21 protein-coding genes and 1 pseudogene are annotated in these 21,691 nt (G+C 41.4%); 12 read left to right on the top strand and 10 right to left on the bottom strand.

What is annotated here, in order from left to right:
- Positions 1-2: 2 nt before the first annotated feature.
- Together tamL and AC1DO4_RS16910 are read left to right on the top strand one after the other, a co-directional pair.
- Positions 3-2,267 (top strand): translocation and assembly module lipoprotein TamL, encoded by a 2,265-nt coding sequence (gene tamL / locus AC1DO4_RS16915; protein ID WP_477417887.1) that lies wholly within the window; start codon positions 3-5, stop codon positions 2,265-2,267.
- A gap of 79 nt (positions 2,268-2,346) precedes the next feature.
- Positions 2,347-2,799, top strand: coding sequence for a retropepsin-like aspartic protease (locus AC1DO4_RS16910; RefSeq protein WP_477417884.1), 453 nt, complete (start codon positions 2,347-2,349; stop codon positions 2,797-2,799).
- A 154-nt stretch (positions 2,800-2,953) separates the two neighbouring features.
- Here AC1DO4_RS16910 and AC1DO4_RS16905 read toward each other — a convergent pair whose 3' ends face one another.
- The 4 genes from AC1DO4_RS16905 to gyrB form a co-directional block, all read right to left on the bottom strand.
- Positions 2,954-3,613 (bottom strand): hypothetical protein, encoded by a 660-nt coding sequence (locus AC1DO4_RS16905; RefSeq protein ID WP_477417882.1) that lies wholly within the window; start codon positions 3,611-3,613, stop codon positions 2,954-2,956.
- 40 nt (positions 3,614-3,653) lie between these two features.
- On the bottom strand, positions 3,654-4,340 hold the full coding sequence (locus AC1DO4_RS16900; RefSeq protein ID WP_477417880.1) for a hypothetical protein: 687 nt from the start codon (positions 4,338-4,340) through the stop codon (positions 3,654-3,656).
- The gene (locus AC1DO4_RS16895; RefSeq protein WP_477417878.1) at positions 4,337-4,675 is read right to left on the bottom strand and encodes a PadR family transcriptional regulator; all 339 of its coding nucleotides are present in this window, start codon (positions 4,673-4,675) and stop codon (positions 4,337-4,339) included. Before AC1DO4_RS16895 ends, AC1DO4_RS16900 begins: the two co-directional genes overlap by 4 nt.
- A 202-nt stretch (positions 4,676-4,877) precedes the next feature.
- Positions 4,878-6,836: a DNA topoisomerase (ATP-hydrolyzing) subunit B gene (gene gyrB / locus AC1DO4_RS16890; RefSeq protein WP_477417876.1), complete on the bottom strand. Its 1,959-nt coding sequence runs from the start codon at positions 6,834-6,836 to the stop codon at positions 4,878-4,880.
- Positions 6,837-7,336: 500 nt separating this feature from the next.
- On the opposite strand from gyrB, the gene AC1DO4_RS16885 reads away from it, so the two are divergent.
- The gene (locus tag AC1DO4_RS16885; protein WP_477417874.1) at positions 7,337-7,933 is read left to right on the top strand and encodes an OmpH/Skp family outer membrane protein; all 597 of its coding nucleotides are present in this window, start codon (positions 7,337-7,339) and stop codon (positions 7,931-7,933) included.
- Positions 7,934-8,077: 144 nt separating this feature from the next.
- Positions 8,078-8,557 (top strand): nucleoside deaminase, encoded by a 480-nt coding sequence (locus tag AC1DO4_RS16880; protein ID WP_477417872.1) that lies wholly within the window; start codon positions 8,078-8,080, stop codon positions 8,555-8,557.
- A 66-nt stretch (positions 8,558-8,623) separates the two neighbouring features.
- Here the strand turns inward: AC1DO4_RS16880 and AC1DO4_RS16875 are convergent, their stop codons facing one another.
- Together AC1DO4_RS16875 and AC1DO4_RS16870 are read right to left on the bottom strand one after the other, a co-directional pair.
- Positions 8,624-9,034, bottom strand: coding sequence for an RNA-binding S4 domain-containing protein (locus AC1DO4_RS16875; RefSeq protein ID WP_477417870.1), 411 nt, complete (start codon positions 9,032-9,034; stop codon positions 8,624-8,626).
- A 7-nt stretch (positions 9,035-9,041) separates the two neighbouring features.
- Positions 9,042-9,992: an ADP-ribosylglycohydrolase family protein gene (locus tag AC1DO4_RS16870; protein ID WP_477417868.1), complete on the bottom strand. Its 951-nt coding sequence runs from the start codon at positions 9,990-9,992 to the stop codon at positions 9,042-9,044.
- A 355-nt stretch (positions 9,993-10,347) separates the two neighbouring features.
- On the opposite strand from AC1DO4_RS16870, the gene AC1DO4_RS16865 reads away from it, so the two are divergent.
- From AC1DO4_RS16865 to miaA, 6 genes are all read left to right on the top strand, one after another.
- Complete coding sequence (locus AC1DO4_RS16865; protein WP_477406903.1) at positions 10,348-11,163, top strand: 2,3,4,5-tetrahydropyridine-2,6-dicarboxylate N-succinyltransferase; 816 nt, start codon at positions 10,348-10,350, stop codon at positions 11,161-11,163.
- 102 nt (positions 11,164-11,265) lie between these two features.
- Entirely contained in the window at positions 11,266-12,255 is a 990-nt protein-coding gene (locus tag AC1DO4_RS16860; protein ID WP_477417866.1) for a glycosyltransferase family 9 protein, read from the top strand.
- Positions 12,248-12,814 carry an L-threonylcarbamoyladenylate synthase gene (locus AC1DO4_RS16855; RefSeq protein WP_477417864.1) on the top strand — a complete coding sequence of 189 codons (567 nt, stop codon included), beginning with the start codon at positions 12,248-12,250 and terminating at the stop codon, positions 12,812-12,814. The genes AC1DO4_RS16860 and AC1DO4_RS16855 overlap by 8 nt, the downstream gene beginning before the upstream one ends.
- A gap of 176 nt (positions 12,815-12,990) precedes the next feature.
- Positions 12,991-14,409, top strand: a complete 1,419-nt coding sequence (locus tag AC1DO4_RS16850; protein WP_477417862.1) for a CCA tRNA nucleotidyltransferase — start codon at positions 12,991-12,993, stop codon at positions 14,407-14,409.
- A gap of 38 nt (positions 14,410-14,447) precedes the next feature.
- Positions 14,448-15,095, top strand: a complete 648-nt coding sequence (locus AC1DO4_RS16845) for an IS1096 element passenger TnpR family protein (protein ID WP_477408363.1) — start codon at positions 14,448-14,450, stop codon at positions 15,093-15,095.
- 188 nt (positions 15,096-15,283) lie between these two features.
- On the top strand, positions 15,284-16,204 hold the full coding sequence (gene miaA, locus AC1DO4_RS16840) for a tRNA (adenosine(37)-N6)-dimethylallyltransferase MiaA (protein ID WP_477417860.1): 921 nt from the start codon (positions 15,284-15,286) through the stop codon (positions 16,202-16,204).
- A 2-nt stretch (positions 16,205-16,206) separates the two neighbouring features.
- On the opposite strand, the gene rfbA is transcribed toward miaA, so the two are convergent.
- Positions 16,207-17,067 carry a glucose-1-phosphate thymidylyltransferase RfbA gene (gene rfbA, locus AC1DO4_RS16835; protein WP_477417858.1) on the bottom strand — a complete coding sequence of 287 codons (861 nt, stop codon included), beginning with the start codon at positions 17,065-17,067 and terminating at the stop codon, positions 16,207-16,209.
- A gap of 312 nt (positions 17,068-17,379) precedes the next feature.
- Here rfbA and cysD point away from each other — a divergent pair, with 312 nt between their 5' ends.
- Both cysD and AC1DO4_RS16825 read left to right on the top strand, forming a co-directional pair.
- The gene (gene cysD, locus AC1DO4_RS16830) at positions 17,380-18,285 is read left to right on the top strand and encodes a sulfate adenylyltransferase subunit CysD (RefSeq protein WP_477417856.1); all 906 of its coding nucleotides are present in this window, start codon (positions 17,380-17,382) and stop codon (positions 18,283-18,285) included.
- A gap of 65 nt (positions 18,286-18,350) precedes the next feature.
- A complete protein-coding gene (locus tag AC1DO4_RS16825; protein WP_477417854.1) occupies positions 18,351-19,595 on the top strand; it encodes a sulfate adenylyltransferase subunit 1 in 1,245 nt (414 codons plus the stop codon).
- Positions 19,596-19,692: 97 nt separating this feature from the next.
- On the opposite strand, the gene rfbD is transcribed toward AC1DO4_RS16825, so the two are convergent.
- The 3 genes and pseudogenes from rfbD to AC1DO4_RS16810 form a co-directional block, all read right to left on the bottom strand.
- Entirely contained in the window at positions 19,693-20,553 is an 861-nt protein-coding gene (gene rfbD / locus AC1DO4_RS16820; protein WP_477417852.1) for a dTDP-4-dehydrorhamnose reductase, read from the bottom strand.
- A 13-nt stretch (positions 20,554-20,566) separates the two neighbouring features.
- Positions 20,567-21,121: a dTDP-4-dehydrorhamnose 3,5-epimerase gene (gene rfbC, locus AC1DO4_RS16815; RefSeq protein WP_477417850.1), complete on the bottom strand. Its 555-nt coding sequence runs from the start codon at positions 21,119-21,121 to the stop codon at positions 20,567-20,569.
- 123 nt (positions 21,122-21,244) lie between these two features.
- Positions 21,245-21,691: pseudogene (locus AC1DO4_RS16810) on the bottom strand (mannose-1-phosphate guanylyltransferase); the annotation flags it as partial.

The following is a 21,691-nucleotide window of genomic DNA, read 5'->3' as shown; positions in this document are numbered from 1 at the left end:
CCATGATCAGAAATTTAAGATATATACTGATATTAACTGTTTTGCTGAATGCATGCAGTAATACCAAATATTTGCTACCTGGTCAGAAATTGTATACAGGTGGAGAGGTAAAAATTGCGGATAAAGACATTAAAAAAAGCGATAAAGAAGCATTAAGCAATAATCTGGAAGCTTTACTCAGGCCGCTTCCCAACGGATCTATATTGGATTTGAGGGTAAAACTGTATATCTATAATATAACCAGGACAAAAAAAACCAAGGGACTGGCTCACTGGCTTAACACCAAATTTGGGGAACCACCTGTTTTAGTAAGCGCTGTAGACCTCGAAAAAAACAGCAGCATACTACAAAACCGGTTACAAAATGTAAGCTATTTCCAGGCACAGGTTACCGGCGATACGGTGAGTAAGCGTAAAACGGCCAAAGCTGTTTATACCGCCCAGGCAGGCCCGGCATACAAAATCAGGAAGGTGACCTTTCCGCAAGGTTATGAAAGCATCGATACCGCAATAGCCGGAACAGCTGCTAAAACCTTATTAAAACCTGGTGAAAACTACAACCTCGATGTAATTAAAAACGAACGTATCCGGATAGATGCACGGTTAAAAGAAGAAGGTTTTTACTTTTTTGCACCCGAGGACCTGATCATGAAGGTTGACAGTACTATCGCCGGCCACCAGGTTGATATTTTTGTGGCCGTTAAAAATACTATAGCAGAAAGGGCGCAGGAAATTTATACCATCAGGAATATTTATGTGTACCCAAGTTACTCCTTAAGGGATACCTCGCTCATGATGGATAAAGCAAAGCCATACCGTTGGTATAACGTTGTTGAACGAAGAAAAACCATCAGCAGTTATGCTTTTGCCAATACGGTTTTATTGCGCCCTAATGACGTATATAACCGTACTACCCATAACAACTCTTTAAACCGCTTTATTAACCTGGGGCCATACAAATTTGTAAAAAACAGGTTTGAGGATGTAACACCCGACTCGCCAAAGCTGGATGTATACTACTTTTTAACACCACACCCAAAAAAATCATTACAGCTGGAAATCCTGGGCCGTACTACATCAGCCAACTACACCGGTACGCAGGTAAACCTTAACTGGAAACATCGCAATGCCTTTAAAGGTGCCGAAGCTTTAGCCATAACCTTGTTTGGTAGTACAGATGTGCAATTGGGCGGTAACAATAACGGCTTTAATGTATACCAGGCCGGTATCACCACCACGATATCGTGGCCAAGATTCATCAGCCCCATATATCCAAAAGCCGATAACGCTTATATTCCGCGTACCAACTTAACATTGGGATATACATTGGTTAACCGGCAAAAGCTATATACCTTAAATTCGTTTAACGCATCGTTTGGTTACCAGTGGAAAGAGAATGTTCACCGCAGTCATGAGTTAAACATCTTCAATTTATCATTTGTAAACCCCGAAAGTGTATCGCAGCTTTATAAGGATAGTATCAAAAATACCCCAAACCCTGCATTACAGCATGTTATTGACAAGCAGTTTACGCTGGGCCCAAGCTATGGTTACACCTTTACCAATACTACCGAAGATTACCGAACCAATACACTATACTACAATGGTAAGGTTGGCTTATCAAACAATATATATGGCTTAGTTACCGGTGCCGATACTACCGCAGGCAAAGTAAAAAAGTTGTTTGGCGCAGTATTTAACCAATACGTTAAGCTGGAGAACGAGATAAGGTTTTTCCATAAAACCGGGCCCAACAGCACCTTTGCAAGCCGCTTGATAGTTGGCGTTAGCTTACCTTATGGCAACTCCACCCAGTTACCGTACAGCCAGCAGTTTTTTATAGGCGGACCGAACAGCTTGCGCGGTTTCCAGGCGCGTTCAATAGGTCCGGGATCATATAACCCGGCCACAAGTGTGAATGTTAACAGGGGCGACTTTTTACCTGATGAATCGGGTGATATAAAAATTGAAGCCAATGTGGAGTATCGGCCAAAATTATTTAGCATAGTGCGTGGCGCATTGTTTGTTGACGCAGGTAACATATGGCTGTTGCACAGTGGCGGACGAAAGGGTGCCGCTTTCAGCAAAGATTTTTTGAATGATATTGCAGTTGATGCCGGTTTTGGGTTACGTTTCGACCTATCTGTACTGGTACTGCGTACAGACCTTGGTTACCCACTCCGCTCGCCATACGCTACAAATGGTCAACGCTGGAATTTTAATACCCGCTATGCCGTGTTTAACTTAGCCATTGGTTATCCTTTTTAATTAATGAATTAACACATTTGTGAATCGCTGATTGTAATCTGCATATTTGCACATCTCTATAATTTGCACATCTACAATTATGACATCCATTCCCCTCCAGATCATCGACCTGCACGACGATGGCTTTCATCCCCTGATAGAAGTGACCCTGTTTGGCAAAGCTTTTATTATGGTAGTGGATACCGGGGCATCCAAAACCGCGTTTGACCAATCCATACTGGCCGAAGCAAGTGAAACCACATCGATACTGGAAAGCGATCGGTTGTCAACGGGCTTAGGTACCAACACCATGCAGTCATTTACCGCCCTCATCAGAGGCATGTATATAGGTAAGGTATTGTTAGATGATTTTGAGGTGGCTGTTTTAGATCTGTCTACCATTAACATAGCCTATAGCCAAATGGGGCATCCACAGGTATTGGGCGTTTTAGGCGGCGATATCCTGATGAAATATAAAGCAGTGATTGATTATGGTAAACAGGTTATTAAACTAAAAAAGCCCCGCGTTAAAAAAGGCAGGACTTTAAAATAGTATAGTAACTGTTATTTGGTCACCTTCACTTTAAATTCTGCCCTGCTTAATTTAAAAAAGGCGAGGGCATAAACTAAAAACAGCTCCACACCAATGGTTACTCATAAAATTGAAACTGCTTAATAATTCGTCCTGGCAGGTGTTTGGCTTCATATTAATGGGATATAGGTTTTAACGTTTTAAATTGCTGGCAAAAGCGTATAGCGGCAAGGTTTAACAATATGTACAGCATCATTACCATCATCAGAATTATTGGATGTAAATAGTCGACAGCATAGGCCGGCAAAAAAAAGAGCAGCCAATTAAGCAAGCCAAATGATGTTGCTGCCTTTTTAATCAAGTGGAGCCTTAAAAAGCGTTGGCCGCTATCTACAGATTTCAATACCCTTTCCTTCAACGAAAAATGTGCATAGATAACGGACGAACCGGCCAGCAACATACACCCCATCAGCATTGACAACTTTACCGGCTCCGTATTCGGTAGCCTAAGACTTAGTAATAGCACTACAATTGTAAACCCCAGTATAGGCCAGGTAAGATAGTATCTTAAACTTTGCCACCATAGGTTTTGGATGTTTTGGTTGTAGACGTCTTCCTTGTTCATCGCCAGGTTTGCTATGCCCTCATACCCGCCAAACTGACCGTCAACCACTTGCTGAAACAGGATTTCAATATTACCGTTGTGGCCATCCACACGCTTTTTTTCAATAGCAGATATAATATGGTCAAGAATTTCATTGTAAATCTCTCCATATTTAATCTCGTATGTTTTCATACGCTCTTCAATCCATTTTAATTCTTCTGCCGATATCATTTTAAAGACGGTTTAAGGTTTGATTGTACTATTGTTTGGGTTATGTTATGGCTTTGGTCGCTACCACCTTCCTGCAAAAGCGTATGGCTGTTAAATTCAATACCACAAAAAACATCATTATAGTAATGTAAACTGGTAACGGGATATGTTTAAAAACGCTCCAATTTTCGGCCCCATTATTAAATATAAAAAAGAGCTGTGGCAAATAGATCATTCCGTTGAGCAAAAACGCGGGTATTTGCGTTTTAGTTATGAGCTGTGACCTCAAAAGCGACTTTTTTCCTTTAACAGTATTCAACTTACCGGGCAACGACAAGTAGGCATATATTACCGGCGAAAAAGCCAATAGTAAGCATCCTAATAGTAAGAAAATTTTTACCACCCGTATATCAGGTAGCTTTAAGCTGATCAACAATACCAATACTATAAAAGCCAACATTGGCCATGTAAGATATTGTTTAGCGCTTTGCAGCCAAAGTTTTTGCATACCTTGCCTGTATACGTCTTCCTGTTCTTTAGCCAGTTTTTCTATCCCAAAAAAGCCCTTAAAATGCTCGTCGATTACGTCCTGAAACAGCCATTTAATATCCTGCTGGTCACCCGCTTTACGTTTTTCTTCAATGGCCGTGATAACATGATCCAAGATCTCATCATAAATCTCCTGGTATTTAATGTCGCATATTTCCATACGCGTATCAATCCATTTTAGCTCTTGTCCTGATATCATTTCAAAGCAGGTTTAAGGTTTAACAACGTCTGCAGTTGGTCAATGAACGAACGAGCCTCATCAAGTTTGCTGGTAACCTCTTTACCTCCCTCTTCGGTAAGGCGATAGTATTTGCGCACCCGGTTATCAACTACCTGGGTAAAAGTTTCCAGGAAACCATCAGCCTCCAGCTTATGCAAAGCCGGGTAAAGCGCCCCCTCGGTCAGCAGGATCTCGCCGGCGGTAACTTCCTTTACCTTTTGGGTAATTTCGTAACCATACATTTCGGCATTGTCTTCCAGCAGTTTTAAAATAATGGTTTGCAAGGTGCCTTTTAACAATGGGTTTGTGCTCATACCCAAATGTATAAATTATTTATATGCATAACAAAATTATGTATATAAATTTAAAATCTTGCCGCCAAACTCCCTAAAGGGGGAGCCTTTTGATTTGCAGATATTTTGAATTAAAGCAAAAAAGCCTTCCCATATCTGGAAGGCTTTTTGTTTACTTGCATATTTGTCCGCTGACTCCCCTTTCAGGGGGCCGGGGGGGCTCCTATGTATCTATCTTGGCATACTTAGCGTTACGCTCAATAAACTCGCGGCGTGGGGCAACCTCATCACCCATCAGCATGCTGAAGGTATGGTCGCACTCGGCAGCGTTTTCGATAGTAGCACGTTTAAGTGTACGGGTGGCGGGGTTCATGGTAGTATCCCAAAGCTGGATATCGTTCATCTCGCCCAAACCTTTGTAACGTTGTATGTGTACGCTATCCTCTTTACCAGCACCTTTAAGGCGTTGTACAGCGGCATCGCGTTGTACATCATTCCAGCAGTATTCAAACTCTTTACCTTTTTTAACCTGGTAAAGCGGCGGCGAAGCAATGTATACATAACCGGCCTCTACCAATTCTTTCATATAACGGAAAAAGAAGGTAAGGATCAAGGTTGTAATGTGCGAGCCATCCACGTCCGCATCCGTCATGATGATGATCTTATGGTAACGCAGTTTGGTAATGTTAAGCGCTTTATCATCATCAGGTGTACCGCGGCTAACGCCAAGGCCGGTAAACATGTTCTTGATCTCTTCGTTCTCATAAATTTTGTGCTCCATGGCTTTCTCCACGTTAAGTATCTTACCACGTAAAGGTAAAATAGCCTGGTATTCGCGGTCGCGGCCCTGTTTGGCAGTACCACCTGCCGAGTCACCCTCAACCAGGTATAGTTCGCACAGCGATGGATCATTATTGGCACAATCAGATAATTTACCCGGTAAGCCAGATCCCGTCATCACACTCTTGCGCTGCACCAGTTCGCGGGCCTTACGGGCTGCAGCACGGGCAGTAGCGGCCAATATTACCTTATTAACAATCAGCCTGGCTTCTTTAGGGTTTTCTTCCAGGAAATTACCAAGGATCTCTCCTACAGCCATATCCACAGCACCCATAACCTCGTTATTACCTAACTTGGTTTTGGTTTGTCCTTCAAACTGCGGCTCCTGAACTTTCACCGAAATTACGGCCGTTAACCCCTCGCGGAAGTCATCACCGGTAATTTCCATTTTCATGTTTTTCAGCAAGCCCGATTTATCAGCATATGCTTTTAAAGTACGGGTTAACCCCCTGCGGAAACCGGCTACGTGGGTACCACCTTCAATGGTATTGATGTTATTTACGTATGAGAAAACATTCTCAGAGTAAGTATCATTATATTGAAAAGCAAGCTCAACCGGGATACCGTTTTTAATACCATCAAGGTAAATAGGATCGGGGATAATAGCTGTACGTGTGCCATCCAAAAACTTTACAAACTCACGCAAACCACCTTCAGAATAAAATTCTTCTGTTGGCAAAGAGCCATCTTCATTAGGGATCCGCTCATCGGTTAACGTTAGGCGGATACCTTTATTTAAAAATGAAAGCTCGCGTAAACGACCGGCAAGGGTATCGTATTTATACTCGGTGGTAAGGCTAAATATAGTAGCATCCGGTTTAAAGATGATGGTAGTACCTCTTTTATCCGTTTCGCCAATGGTTTTAACATCAAATAAAGGTTTTCCCTCTGAGTACTCCTGCGTCCAGATTTTACCTTCCCGGTAAACCAGCGCAGTAAGATGGATAGACAACGCGTTAACGCAACTAACACCCACACCGTGTAAACCGCCCGATACCTTATAAGTATCCTTATCAAATTTACCACCGGCGTGTAACACGGTCATTACTACCTCTAAAGCCGATTTTTGCTCCTTAGTGTGCATCGCAGTTGGAATACCACGACCATTATCTTCAACCCTTATCGAGTTATCTTTTAATATAAAAACCTTTATTGTGTCGCAGTGGCCGGCAAGGGCTTCGTCAATAGAGTTATCAACTACCTCATATACTAAATGGTGCAAACCTTTAACGCCTGTATCACCAATGTACATGGACGGACGCTTACGTACCGCCTCTAAACCTTCTAATACCTGTATATTATCTGCTGAATAATTGGATTTGTCCTGATTTTCTTCGCTCATATTTATTTAGTACAACAACCTTCAAAAGTACGAAAAATAGCCGGGATTAACGAATAATTGTGGATAAAAAGCGAGGTTTGGATAGATGTGCAGATTTCAAATTTCAGATGTGCAGATGAGGTATTAATGTGCAGATATGCAAATTTCAGATGTGTAGCAGGTGAGGCTATGTAATTGTTAAAATGGTGATATGGCGGCTACTGTTGCGGTTTTGTTGCGTTTTCTGTTTTATGACAATTCGTAATTTGCTGATTGCTAAATAGATGCAATTTTTTACTGTTTCACCTGTTGCGAACGCAACAACGCAACACTTTCAGTACCGCTCCGCAGTGTCTTCATCTGCACATCTGAAATCTTCATATCTGCACATCTCCCCCCTTCATCTGCACATCTGAAATCTAAAACGGCGAAGCCCTCAACGAAGTTAATCTGCACATCCATTAGGATACTTGCAATGAAAGTTTATCTTTGTCAAACTTTTTTAATTTTTACGTCAGATAATGAAAACTACTGTTTCAACTTTAACAAAATTCACCTTCGGGATATTAATTGCAGGTAGCATAGCCGCCTGTAACCAAAATAAAACTGCCGATAAACCGGCCGCTGCTACCTCTGCTGTAAGTGACAGTAAAGAACCCATCGTTTATATCAATTCTGATACTTTATTAAGTAAATACGAGTACACAAAAGATATGAATAAGCGCCTGGAAGAAAAAGGAAAAGCTTCTCAAAGCGATTTACAGAACAAAGGCCAGGCTTTTCAGCGTGAGGTTGCAGAGTATCAAAAAAGTGCGGCTACTTTGCCGGCAGATCAGCGCCAGGCAACCGAGCAACGTTTACAACGCAAGCAACAGGAATTACAAGGCTACCAGCAAAACGCTACCGCCGAGTTTCAAAATGTGCAGGCAACTGAAAGCAGTAAACAATACGATAAAATTGCTGAGTTTACCAAAACTTATGCTAAAGAAAAAGGCTACAGATTGGTATTGCTATATTCAAAAGCAAGCCCGGTTGTATTATATGGCGACCCGTCATTAGATGTTACCAGCGATGTAATTAAAAGACTTAACGACGCCTACGCGAAAGAGAAAAAATAATTTCGATTTTAAAATTTGAAGATATGCTAATTTGAAAATTCTTAGGAAAAATCATTTTCAAATCTTCAAAATATCACATTTTCAAATTATAAATATTTTTATAAAAACCTCAACTTCGGTTGAGGTTTTTTAATTTAGAGGAATATGAAAAACATGGCGCACGAAAAATTTATGCGGATAGCTATTGAGCTGTCAGAATATAATGTTAAGCAAGGCATGGGTGGCCCTTTTGGTGCTGTCATCACCAAGGATGGCATGATCCTGGCCCGCAGCGCTAACCGTGTTGTGCCTACTAATGATCCAACCGCTCATGCAGAAGTTTCAGTGATCCGCATGGCTTGCCAGGAGCTTGGCACTTACGATCTGTCGGGCTGCGAAATTTATACCAGTTGCGAACCCTGCCCTATGTGCCTGGGCGCTATTTACTGGGCCCGTATTGATAAGGTTTACTACGCCAACACCAAAGCTGATGCAGCTGAAATAGGTTTTGATGACCATGCAATATATCATGAGCTGGGAAGCCCCATGGCCAACCGCAAACTTCCGTTTGTACAATTATTGCGTAATGAAGCCCTTGCTGTTTTTAAACTTTGGCAGGATGAGGAAAATAAGATGAAATATTGAGGCAATTTGAAAATTTCAGATGCCAGTCTTCTCTTTTTCAAATTTTCAAATAACCGAATTTTCAAATTATTCGTCTTCTTCTCCGCTCTCAAAAAAGTTATCTTTCAGGTCATCAATTTCCCTTCTGTCGAGTTTAGTAGGCCGACCTGCACCGCGGTCGCGTTTAAGTATTGGGGCGTGAAACATGGATTTAAAGGCCTGGGTTTGCTCAACCGGGGTTATATCCATGTAATAATCAATAGCCTTTTTAGCATCCACCCTATTTTCGAGCAGGCCGGTAACCCTAATTACTTTACGATCAGGTCCTTTTGATACCTGGTAAGTATCGCCGATTTTTACTTCGTACGATGCTTTGATATTCTTACTATCCAGCTTTACCCGCCCGGCTTTACAGGCATCAGAAGCCAGGGTACGGGTTTTAAAAAGCCTGATAGCCCAGAGGTACTTATCTATTCTTAATTTTTCTTTTTCGGGCATTGCTTAATTAATTGTTCTCAAATTTTTTAGCCAATCTATCAGCTAAATCATCAATATCTTTTTTACGTGCAAGTTTAAGTATCCATTCTTCGGGGATACTTTCAAACCCATAGCATAATCCTGCCAGTCCCCCTGTAACCGCACCAGTAGTATCTGTATCCAGCCCCAAATTTACAGCTTTAAGTACAGCTTCTTTATAGTTTGATGTAGTAAGCAGGCACCATATACTTGCTTCAAGTGTATGCAGAACATACCCACTGCTTTTAATGTCGGTTATTAAAAGTTCGTAAATATTATCCACCAATAAACTATTGAACAGTTTGATCTCATCCCGGTTAATTTTTGTTGAATCCAAAAACGATGATACCTCATGTTTTATTTCATGATAGATACTATGCGCATCATTTCCCGTTAGCAATTTCCGAGCAAACTCAAGGTAATAAAAACTGGCAATTGCAGAACGGATATGTCCATGGGTAACCGACGAAACATCTTTTGCTATTGCAAAACGTTCGTTTATAGGCAAATCTTTAATATAAACCAGCAGAGGCAAAATCCTCATAAGTGCCCCATTGCCATTTGACCATGAATCAAAACTACCGGCCAAATCGGGTTTTACTCCCTTAACAACCCGTTCAATAGCTTGTTGCGTACCTATACCAACATCAAAAACATTTCCCCGGGCCGTCCAAAAATTATTATAGCGCCATTTTACAAAGTTATTTGCAATATCCTGTAGGTTATAACCACCCGTTAAAGCATCAGCAAGGCAAAATGTAAGTGAACTATCATCAGACCATGTACCAGGCGGTAGGTTATAAGTTCCGTAACCGATCATATCGGTTACAGGTTTTTTAGTAATTTCCTCCCTTGATTTAAATTCAACAGGCACTCCCAATGCATCACCAACAGCAACTCCAAATAATATGTCTTTATAAAAATTATAATTTTTAGCCATCGTCTTTGTTTGACCCAATTAAGCTATATCGAATGATAACTTTACAGGATAGCACAAAACTAATCAATCCGCTAAAAATTAGCGCTGCTTATCCAACCAGTTTTGAAGGTCTTTTTTGATGAATTTATGGTAAAGGCATTCTGCATATCCAACACTGATATACTGAAAATTCAATTACAAAAACCAGCAATGATGATATTGCCAATAAAAATGCAGGAAATGAACATTGCGTTCATAATCAGGAAGAGGTTAGGTGGTAATAATACCGGGTTGCCGGTTTTACTCAAACACATTCACCTTAATTCAAACAATTCTCCTTAAAATTCCTTTAATTTGCCAAAAGTTAATTTCATCAATGCAAGATCTTAAAAAACTGATTGAAGATGCCTGGGAAGACAGGAATCTGCTAAATTATAATGACTATACTAATGCCATTGAAGCCGTTATTGAACGTTTAGACAAAGGCGAGATTCGCGTAGCCGAACTGATAGGTACACGCTGGCACGTAAACGAGTGGATAAAGAAAGCCGTGGTATTGTATTTCCCAACCCGCAGTATGGAAGAAATTAAAGTTGGTCCTTTTGTTTTTCATGATAAAATGAAACTAAAAACCGACTATAAAGCAACCGGCGTTCGTGTGGTACCTCATGGTATTGCCCGTTATGGAGCTTACCTGGCCAAAGGTGTTATCATGATGCCATCATATGTAAACATAGGCGCGTATGTTGATGAAGGTACCATGGTTGATACCTGGGCAACTGTAGGTTCATGTGCGCAAATTGGCAAGCATGTACACTTAAGTGGTGGTGTTGGTATTGGTGGCGTATTGGAGCCATTGCAGGCTGCCCCGGTTATTATAGAAGATAATTGCTTTATTGGCTCAAGAGCTATTGTGGTTGAAGGCGTACATGTTGAACACGAGGCTGTATTAGGCGCAAACGTGGTTTTAACGGCATCAACAAAAATTATTGATGTTACCGGCTCAACCCCGGTTGAATATAAGGGCCGGGTACCGGCACGTTCGGTGGTTATACCGGGTTCATATACCAAAACATTTCCCGCCGGCGAATACCAGGTACCGTGTGCTTTAATCATTGGTACCCGCAAGGAATCAACGGATAAAAAAACGTCCCTTAATGATGCTTTAAGGGAAAACAACGTTGCTGTTTAGTAATTAGTTGATTAAGTTGGGGTAAGTGAGTGGTTAGATTTTGAAAAGATCCAATAACGCAACCATTCACTTAATCAATCATTCACATAATCAACTCAATAAATGAAAATACTGATAAGGCTGCCTAACTGGCTTGGCGATGTGGTAATGAGTACCGCATTCATTGCCGCAGTGAGGCAGCTTTATCCTTTAGCACAGGTTGATGTTATCATTAAAAGCGAACTGGGCAATTTAGTCCCGCTTATTCCCGGAATAACCACTATCCATCTTTTTTCAAAGCAGGAATACAGCGGCCTGCCAGGTGTTTATCGCTTCGGTAAAAAACTGCGTGCAGAAAAATACGATCTGTTTTTTAACCTGCCGCATTCCCTTTCTTCATTAGTTATGGGTAAGGCCACATCTGCAAAAAAAAGAATTGGTTTTGATAAAGAGGGCGGTTTTTTCCTGCTTACCAATTCTTATAAAAAACCTGATAATCTTCACCGGGTTGATGAATATTTATATCTGCTTGAGCAGTTTACGGATGAAACTATCCGGCACAAACACGTTGAGCTAATACCGGCTTTAAGTACCCCAAAACAAACCAACCGTGTTTTGGTCAATTTTAACTCTGAGGCTACATCGCGCAGGATGCCGCCTGATAAAGGCAGACATTTGCTCAATACTTTAACCAACACCTTTACGGGTACAATATTTTGCCTTATAGGTTCCCCAAAGGAATCTGAATTTGTTAACCAGCTGATTGCCGGAGCGGAAAATGCCGACCGGCTTGAAAACTATGCGGGTAAAACCAACCTGCCCGGTTTGTGCAGCTTAATGGCCGGGAGTGCGGCTTTATTAACCACAGATTCGGGGCCGGCCCATTTGGCCAACGCCGTGGGCACACCTGTTATAGTATTATTTGGTGCCGGAAACGAGCATAATACCGCACCATACAATAAACAAAACTTATCCATAATACGTTATGCTAAACTAACCTGCGAACCTTGTGTACGCAATACCTGCAAGCTTTATAACGTACCCAAATGCATGGAAATGCTTAACGAATTTGAAATTATGAACAATTTAGGCCAATATATAGATCATGCTTAGAGACGAAGTTGCCAACGCTTTTAAAGTGCTGCAGGAAGGCGGCATTATCCTGTACCCTACAGATACCATTTGGGGCATTGGCTGTGATGCTACCAATACTGAAGCTATAAAAAAGATCTATCGCCTTAAACAGCGCGATGAAGCTAAAAGCATGGTGATTCTGCTGGATACCGAAAACAAGTTGGAGAGCTATGTACAAGAAGTAAATCCCCTGGCTTACGACCTGATAGAATACGCCGAAAACCCTTTAACCCTGGTAATGCCCGGCGCCAAAAATATTTCACCATCATTGATAGCCGCCGATGGTAGTATAGCTATACGGGTAACCAGTCACCAGTTTTGTCAGCAGTTGATACAACGCCTGCGTAAGCCACTGGTATCCACATCTGCCAATATCAGCGGCAAACCCTCTCCTCAATACTTTTCGCAGGTTGACCAGGAGATCATAGATGGTGTTGATTATGTGGTTAACATTGATCAGCATAGTAAGGAAATCAAAAATCCATCAACCATTATGAAGCTGGCTCCGGATGGCCGTTTTGAGTTTATCAGAAGGTAGCATCAAAAGTTAAGATTGTTGTTAACTTAACACCAGCTCATCATTGCTGTTAGTGTACTTACCCGTGGCGATTTATTTATTTCAGACAGCTTCTTAAAATTTTAAATAACCTTACCTTTGCACTTTGCTTTAAAACCTAAAAATTAGGATTTAGCCCTTAGAATTTAGAGTTTCCTATGAAAGAACACCTGCAGCATCCTGTATTTTCTGTTATATCCAAACTTGCTGCACAACACAATGTACAGGTATATGCTATTGGTGGCTTTGTTCGTGATATTTTTTTAAATCGCCCCTCAAAAGATATTGATATTGTAATTATTGGTAATGGCATTGAGTTTGCCGAAGCGGTGGGTGCTAAACTCAAAGTAAAGGTGGCAATCTACAAAAATTTTGGTACAGCTTCGCTCAAATACCGCGACCTGGAAATTGAATTTGTAGGCGCCCGCAAAGAATCATACCGCCGGGACTCCCGCAAGCCCATAGTGGAAAACGGCACTTTGGAGGATGATCAAAAGCGCCGCGATTTCACAATTAACGCACTGGCCATTTCTCTCAATCCCGATACCTTTGGTACGCTGCTTGACCCATTCAACGGTTTGGCCGACCTGGAACAAACACTCATCAGGACACCGCTTGACCCTGCCGAAACGTTCTCCGACGATCCGCTGCGTATGATGCGGGCCATCAGGTTTGCGTCGCAGCTTAATTTCAGGATTCACGATATTGCCGTGGCCGCCATTAAAAATAATGCCGATCGTATCAGCATCATATCCCAGGAACGTATTACCGACGAACTTAATAAGATCATACTGTCGCCTGTGCCGTCAATCGGGTTTAATTATTTGTTTGATACCGGGCTGTTGCACAAAATCTTCCCGCAAATGACCAGCCTTTACGGGGTTGATTATATTGATGGCAAAGGTCATAAAGATAATTTTTACCATACCCTGCAGGTGCTTGATAACATTTGTGAAACCACTACCGATCTTTGGTTACGCTGGGCCGCCATATTACATGATATAGCCAAACCTGCCACCAAACGCTTTGAGCCTGGTCACGGGTGGACTTTCCATGGGCATGAAGATAGGGGCGCGCGTATGGTGCCTAAAATATTTGCACAGTTAAAACTACCGCTTAACGAAAAAATGAAGCAGGTGCAAAAACTCGTTCAGCTGCATTTACGCCCAATTGTGTTATCGCAATCTATCGTAACAGATTCGGCGGTACGCAGGTTACTTTTTGAGGCAGGTGATGACATTGATGGCCTGATGTTGTTGTGTAAAGCAGACATTACCACAAAAAACGAATATAAGGTTAAAAAATACCGTAACAATTTTGAGCTTGTTCAGCAAAAATTAAAAGATGTTGAGGAGCGCGATAGCATAAGAAACTGGCAGCCACCGGTTACCGGGATAGATATTATGCAGCTTTTTGGTATAAAAGAGGGTCGTGAGGTAGGAATTATCAAAAATCAGATCCGCGAAGCCATATTAGAAGGTGAGATTCCGAATACGCGCGAAGCTGCCATTAACTACACAATTATCAAAGGTTTAGAAATTGGCTTAAAAGTTGTGGCAAGTTCAAAATTAAATTAAAACACTATTTTTGTCCCCACTAAAAATTTACTAAAATAATGGCACTATACAGGTTCAGGGTTACTTTCGAAGATTATGATGATGTGATGCGGGAGATTGATGTAAAATCGAATCAAACCTTCGAAGATTTACACCGCGCAATACATCAGTCAACCGGCTATAATCCCGAATTTCCTTCATCGTTTTATATTAGCAATGATCAGTGGATGAAAGGTGAAGAAATAACCTATCTGCCCAATCAAAAAAGGAAGGACCGTGGCGTATCGCTGATGAGTAATGTAAAGCTGTTAAGCTTTATCGATGATCCGCACCAAAAATTTTACTACACTTTCAATTTTGATCGTCCGTTTGATTTTCACGTAGAATTAATGAAGATCATTCTTAATGATACACCGGGCACTACTTATCCGGCCGTAATTAAATCAGTTGGTGAAGCACCTAAACAGTTTGGTAACGTATTTACGCCCACGGTAGCTGCTGCCGCTGACGAAGACTTCGACTTTTTAAATGAGATGGCATTTAATCCTGAGGATACCGAAGACTTCTCGGAAGTTACAGATGTTGATGCAGACCTGCCCGAAGAAAAAGCCGAAGAGGAAGAAGATGACGGATTCGGCGGTGAATTTGGAGATGATGAGGGCTTTGAAGATGATGACAAACCACACCGCGATGGTGATGATTATTAATATAAGTTAATAAGATATTTATACCCGTCAGTGCGGTGAATGCTTCGTTCCGCCCCATGACAAGTTGTAAAACCCCAGACTTACGAAGTTTTAAAAACTTCGTAAGTCTTTCGCCGATTTGTCACCCCCTCCTTTAGAGTCTCGGTATCTTAACTCGTAATGACATTTTTTTTACCGCATAATTACCCATGCCCCATTCCACTCCCAAAACACTCATTGTAGTTGCCGGCCCTACAGCTGTAGGTAAAACAGCAGCTGCAATTGAGCTGGCAATGTATTATGATACCGTTGTGGTATCGGCTGATTCAAGGCAGTTTTTTAGGGAGATGAGTATTGGTACGGCAAAACCCAGTGCGGCAGAGTTAGCCCAGGTTAAACATTATTTTATAGATTCACATTCTGTAAACGAGGCGTTTTCGGTTGGCGACTTTGAAAAGCAAGGGCTTGCTTTACTTGATGAACTTTTTAAAACGCATGATCATGTTATTTTGGCAGGCGGCTCCGGCCTTTATATCAAAGCCATTTGTGAAGGTTTTGACGATCTGCCAACCGCCGATCCACATACAAGGGAAAAGCTAAACCTCGAACTGGAAGAAAAAGGAATAGGCTATCTGCAGGAAAAATTAAAATCAGCTGATCCGGTTTATTATAAAGAGGTCGACTTAAGTAACCCTCAACGTATCATCAGGGCATTGGAAGTTTTTGAAAGTTCGGGCAATCCCATATCCTTTTACAGGCAATCCACAGTTAATAAACGCCCGTTCAATATAATAAAGCTGGCTTTAAACCTCCCCCGCGAAATATTGTATAAACGTATTAACGATCGCGTAGATATCATGATGCAACAAGGTTTATTGGCAGAAGTAACAGATTTAATCCCACATCGTCATTTAAACGCATTAAACACAGTAGGGTACTCCGAGATCTTTGATTACCTTGATGGCAAATCAACCCAGGAAAAAGCCATTGAAATGATTAAGCAAAATACCAGGCGCTTTGCCAAAAGGCAGCTCACCTGGTTTAGGAAAGATAAATCATTTATTTGGTTTAATGCCGGAGAGCCGGATGTAATCCATAAAATGATCGAAACCGTTAAAACCGGATCCTGAGTTTAAGGCAGCAAACTTTGCAGATAAGCGCCATAGCCACTCTTCAAATATTTTTGCACCAGCACTTTCAACTGATCATCGTTAATAAAACCACGACGATAAGCCACCTCCTCAATACAACCAATTTTGGTCGACTGACGTTTTTCTATCACCCGCACATACTCTGTAGCATCACTCAACGAATCAAAAGTACCTGTATCCAGCCACGCGGTACCTTTATCCATTACGCCAACATGCAGAGTACCCTGGTCCAGGTAAAATCTGTTTACATCCGTAATTTCGTACTCGCCGCGCGGCGACGGTTCCAGATCTTTCGCTATCTGGATCACGCTGTTATCATAAAAATACAATCCGGGTACTGCGAATTTTGATTTAGGGTTAACCGGCTTTTCTTCAATAGATAAGGCTTTAAAATCTTCATCAAACTCTACAACGCCGTATCTTTCAGGATCGGCCACGTGATAAGCAAAAATAGCTGCTCCATCAACATCATTAAAGCTGCGTATTAGTTCATTAAAACCGGTGCCATAGAATATATTATCTCCCAAAATAAGGGCGACCTTGTCGTTGCCGATAAATTTCTCACCAATTACAAAAGCCTGGGCAAGCCCGTTTGGTTTTTCTTGTATGGCGTATTCAAATTTGCATCCCAATTCAGTCCCGTCTCCCAAAAGACGCTTAAAACCGTGATTATCCTCGGCGGTTGTTATGATGAGTATTTCCCGGATATCAGCCTGCATTAAAACGCACAACGGGTAATAAATCATCGGCTTATCATATATAGGCATTAATTGTTTACTTATTGCCCTCGTAATTGGATAAAGCCTTGTACCCGATCCGCCTGCTAAAATGATCCCTTTCATAAATTCAAATGTATGTATATACTGATTTTTTAAAAGTAATTATTTTTCATTATAACTTGTAATATTATGGTATAATGTATACATCGTAATAAACTACTACACTTTTAAACGATTGGTGGATATATAACGTTGATACTTATGCGGCTATTAATAATTGCTCATAATTTATCCAACGGAGCATATTCTGTATCAGCTTAATTTTTGAGGTTAAATTCTACTTAATAGCCTTAACATTAGCATAAAAATTGCTAATATTGCAGTTTTATTGCTAAACCCTACTATTTAGGTAGATTTAGCGGATTTAAGGTTACCATGCATAAATATTATCTTACTCATCTGCAGGAATTAGAATCGGAGGCCATTTACGTGATAAGGGAAGTGGTTGCACAGTTTGATCGTCCTGCTATACTGTTCTCGGGCGGTAAAGACTCCATCGTTGTTACTCACCTGGCCCAAAAAGCATTTTGGCCGGCTAAAATACCTATGCCGCTTATCCACATTGATACGGGGCATAATTTTCCGGAAACTATGGAGTTTCGGGATAAACTGGTTGAAAAACTTGGTGTACAACTAATAGTAGGCTCGGTACAGGAAGCTATAAATAAAGGTCGTGCGGTTGAGGAAAGCGGTATTAATGCAAGCCGAAATGAGCTGCAAATAGTATCCTTATTAGATACCATTGAACATAATAAAATTGATGCTGCCATTGGGGGCGCCCGCAGGGATGAAGAAAAAGCCCGTTCAAAAGAGCGCTTCTTTTCGCATCGGGATGAGTTTGGCCAGTGGGACCCAAAGAACCAACGCCCCGAATTGTGGAATATTTTTAATGGCCGCAAACGTATGGGCGAACATTTCAGGGTTTTCCCGATAAGTAACTGGACCGAGATGGATATCTGGAACTACATTCTGCAAGAGAATATAGATATCCCTTCTTTATACTTTGCGCATAACCGCAACGCAGTTTACCGTGATGGTACATGGCTGCCTGCATCAGAGTTTTTGTCGCTGCGTGATGGCGAGTTTATAGAGAATAAGCTAATGCGCTTCCGTACACTTGGAGATATTACTATTACAGGTGGTATTGAATCTGAGGCGGATACTTTAGAGAAAATTGTAGCCGAAGTATCAGCCACCCGCAGCACCGAGCGTGGTAATCGCAGCGACGATAAACGCTCAGATACCTCAATGGAGGACAGGAAAAAACAAGGTTATTTTTAAATTGATCAATCAGCTTTTTAGCTAAAATATAGCGTGGGGTGCCTAAAGGCGACACACATTGAATTATGGAACTATTACGTTTTACAACAGCCGGCAGTGTAGATGACGGAAAAAGCACACTTATAGGACGATTGCTTTACGACTCCAAATCCATTTTTGAGGATCAGATGGAAGCCGTAAAACAGTCGAGCGAAAGAAAAGGGTTACAGCATATCGATCTTTCATTGCTTACCGATGGTTTGAGATCAGAAAGAGAACAAGGTATCACCATTGATGTAGCCTACCGTTATTTTGCTACACCAAAACGTAAATTTATTATAGCAGATACCCCCGGGCACATTCAATATACCCGTAATATGGTTACCGGTGCATCAACCGCCAACCTGGCTTTGGTATTGATAGATGCCCGCAAAGGCGTGGTTGAACAAACCTGCAGACACTCGTTCATCGCTTCGCTATTAAAAATTCCTCATATCATCGTCTGCATTAATAAAATGGACCTGGTTGATTATTCGGAAGAAGCATACAATAAGGTGGTTGAGCAGTACAATGCATTTGCCGGCAAAATTGATGTTACCGATATCCGTTATGTGCCCATCAGCGCACTGGAAGGCGATAACGTAGTTAACGACTCGGTGAATATGCCATGGTATAAAGGCGAAAGCTTATTGCACACATTAGAAACAATTCATATTGGCAGTGATGAAAACCATACCGATGCACGTTTCCCGGTACAAACGGTGATTCGCCCGCATGCTGCAGAATATCACGATTACCGGGGCTATGCAGGCCGTATAGCCGGTGGTATTTTTAAACCGGGCGATAAGATAACCGTTCTGCCTTCGGGCTTAACCTCGGCAATTAAAACTATCGATACCTATTCAGGTCCGGTTGAGGAAGCTTTTGCACCCATGTCGGTTTCAATTACTTTGGAGGATGATATTGATGTAAGCCGTGGCGATATGATAATAAAAGATGACAGCGAACCACAGGTAAGCCAGGACCTTGAAGTTATGCTATGCTGGATGGGCACCCGCGGGCCACGCCCGGGTGCTAAGTATCACCTTAAAAATACTACCCGCGAAGTAATGGCCATTATAAAAGAGGTTTATTACAAATTGGATATCAATACAATGGAAAAGCTGGAAAATGCCGGAGATATCAAAATGAACGAAATGGCCCGTGTACGCCTGCGTACCACGCAGCCCCTTGTTTTTGATGAGTATCGCAAAAACCGCATTACAGGATCGCTGATATTGGTTGATGAAGCCACAAATGAAACTGTTGCCGCAGGAACCATACTTTTATAGTATCTTCTCAGCTCCTGATAAAAGATAAAGCCCGGCTATTTTCAAGTCGGGCTTTATCTTTTTATCGCTGTATAAATTACAGGTTTTCTTTAGTAGGCTATTGACTTAGGTTTTCCAGGCAAGCCGCCAAACTATCTCTCCAGTAGGGGATTTCGATATTAAAAGTAGTTTTGATCTTAGTTTTATCCATTACAGAAAATGCGGGACGTTGTGCTTTGGTTGGATACTCTGAAGTGCGAATGGGTAATACTTTTACCTGTGTTTCTGAAATATCAAATATTGCTTTGGCAAAATCATACCACGAGGTGACACCCTCATTGCTGTAATGATAAACACCGTAGCTTTCATTGCCTGATGCTGCAATATCAAGTATACAACCAGCTAAATCAATAGCATAGGTTGGTGTACCTACCTGATCTGCAATAATTTTCAGCAAATCCCGCTCGGCACCCAATTTTAACATGGTTTTGGTGAAATTGTTGCCATACTCAGAATATAACCAGCTGGTACGAATGGTATAATATTTTTTTAAAATTGCTGCTATAGCCTGTTCACCTTCCAATTTGGTAAGGCCGTATACACTTATAGGTTCAGCAATATCATCTTCTTTTAAAGGATAAGGTGTATCACCCTTAAAAACAAAGTCTGTTGAGATCTGGATCAGTGTCGAGTCGTATGCATTGCATTGCTTTGCCAGGTTAGCTGCTCCGGTATTATTGATACTTCGGGCCAAATCTACCTCATCTTCGGCTTTATCAACGGCTGTATACGCGGCGCAATTTATGGCAAATGTTGGTTTGTATTTTTCAAATACGTTAACCAAAAGGTCTTCTCTAAGTATATTTGCTTCATCTTCGGGCAGGAAATGAATGTGATCTGCTCCCCTATCAATTGCAATCTTTTTTAGGCAATTCCCTAACTGCCCCGATGCTCCAAATACTATAATATTATTTTGCATGATCATGTTTTACTTAAAAACCCAGGTCGCCTATATCTTTCAGAAAAGGCAGTTCCTGATCCTTTTCTGATACATTCAACTCATCGGAGCTCATTTGCCAATCGATGTTCAGTGTCGGGTCGGCATAATGTAAGCCGGCCTCGGCCTGTTTATTATAGTAATTATCACATTTATACTGAAAAATAGCGGTATTGCTAAACACAATAAATCCGTGAGCAAAGCCCCTGGGGATAAAAAGCTGATGATTGTTTTCGGCAGTGAGCAAAACGCTTTGGCACTGGCCATATGTTGCAGATCCTTTACGCAAATCTACAGCCACATCAAGAACTTCGCCCTGTGTTACCCTAACCAGTTTAGCCTGTGAGTGCTCGCCCTTTTGCAGGTGTAAACCCCGCAATACTCCCTTTGTTGAAAACGATTGATTATCCTGAACAAAATTAACTGTGTAACCCGCTACCTTGTTAAAGGTATCAGCATTAAACGATTCAAAAAAATAACCTCTGTCATCGTTAAAAACTCGTGGCGTTAAAATTATAAGCCCCTCAATGGAGGTTTCTGTAATAGTCATATATTGTTTTTATCCCGCTTTTTGGTGCAGGCATTTAGCAAAGCTATTAAATTTTAGCGAGTAGATTGATTGAAAGAGCGCTTTAGTTATTAAGATTAAATAGATCAACTACTTACTAAAAACCTAAATATACTTTGCCCCAAATTTGCTTTTCACATCAGCTACAACCTGTTTTACATTCTGCTCCTGGTCGCGGGGGCAAATGAGCAGGGTGTTGTTGGATTCTACTACGATGAAGTCATGCAATCCCTTCAGTATCACCAGCTTTTCGCCAGGTACGTTTACCATACAGTTGGATGAGTCATACATGATCACCTTCTCTGATGGGATAACAGCGTTGCCTACATAATCCTTTTCGGCAAGGTCATAAATAGAGGCCCAGGTACCTAAGTCGCTCCAGCCAAACTCCGATGGCAGCACATAAACATTATTGGCTTTCTCCATCACCCCATAATCTATCGAGATGTTAATGCAATGCTGGTAAGCTTTATGAACGTACGATTTTTCGTTGTCCGTATTATAGTACGGTTTGGCATCTGTAAATATCTCATGCATCTCGGGCAAATAGGT

The sequence above is a fragment of the Mucilaginibacter sp. P5_A6 genome (assembly GCF_056400585.1).
The sequence above is the reverse complement of the archived record's forward strand: the minus strand, read 5'-3'. Positions and strand labels throughout refer to the sequence as shown.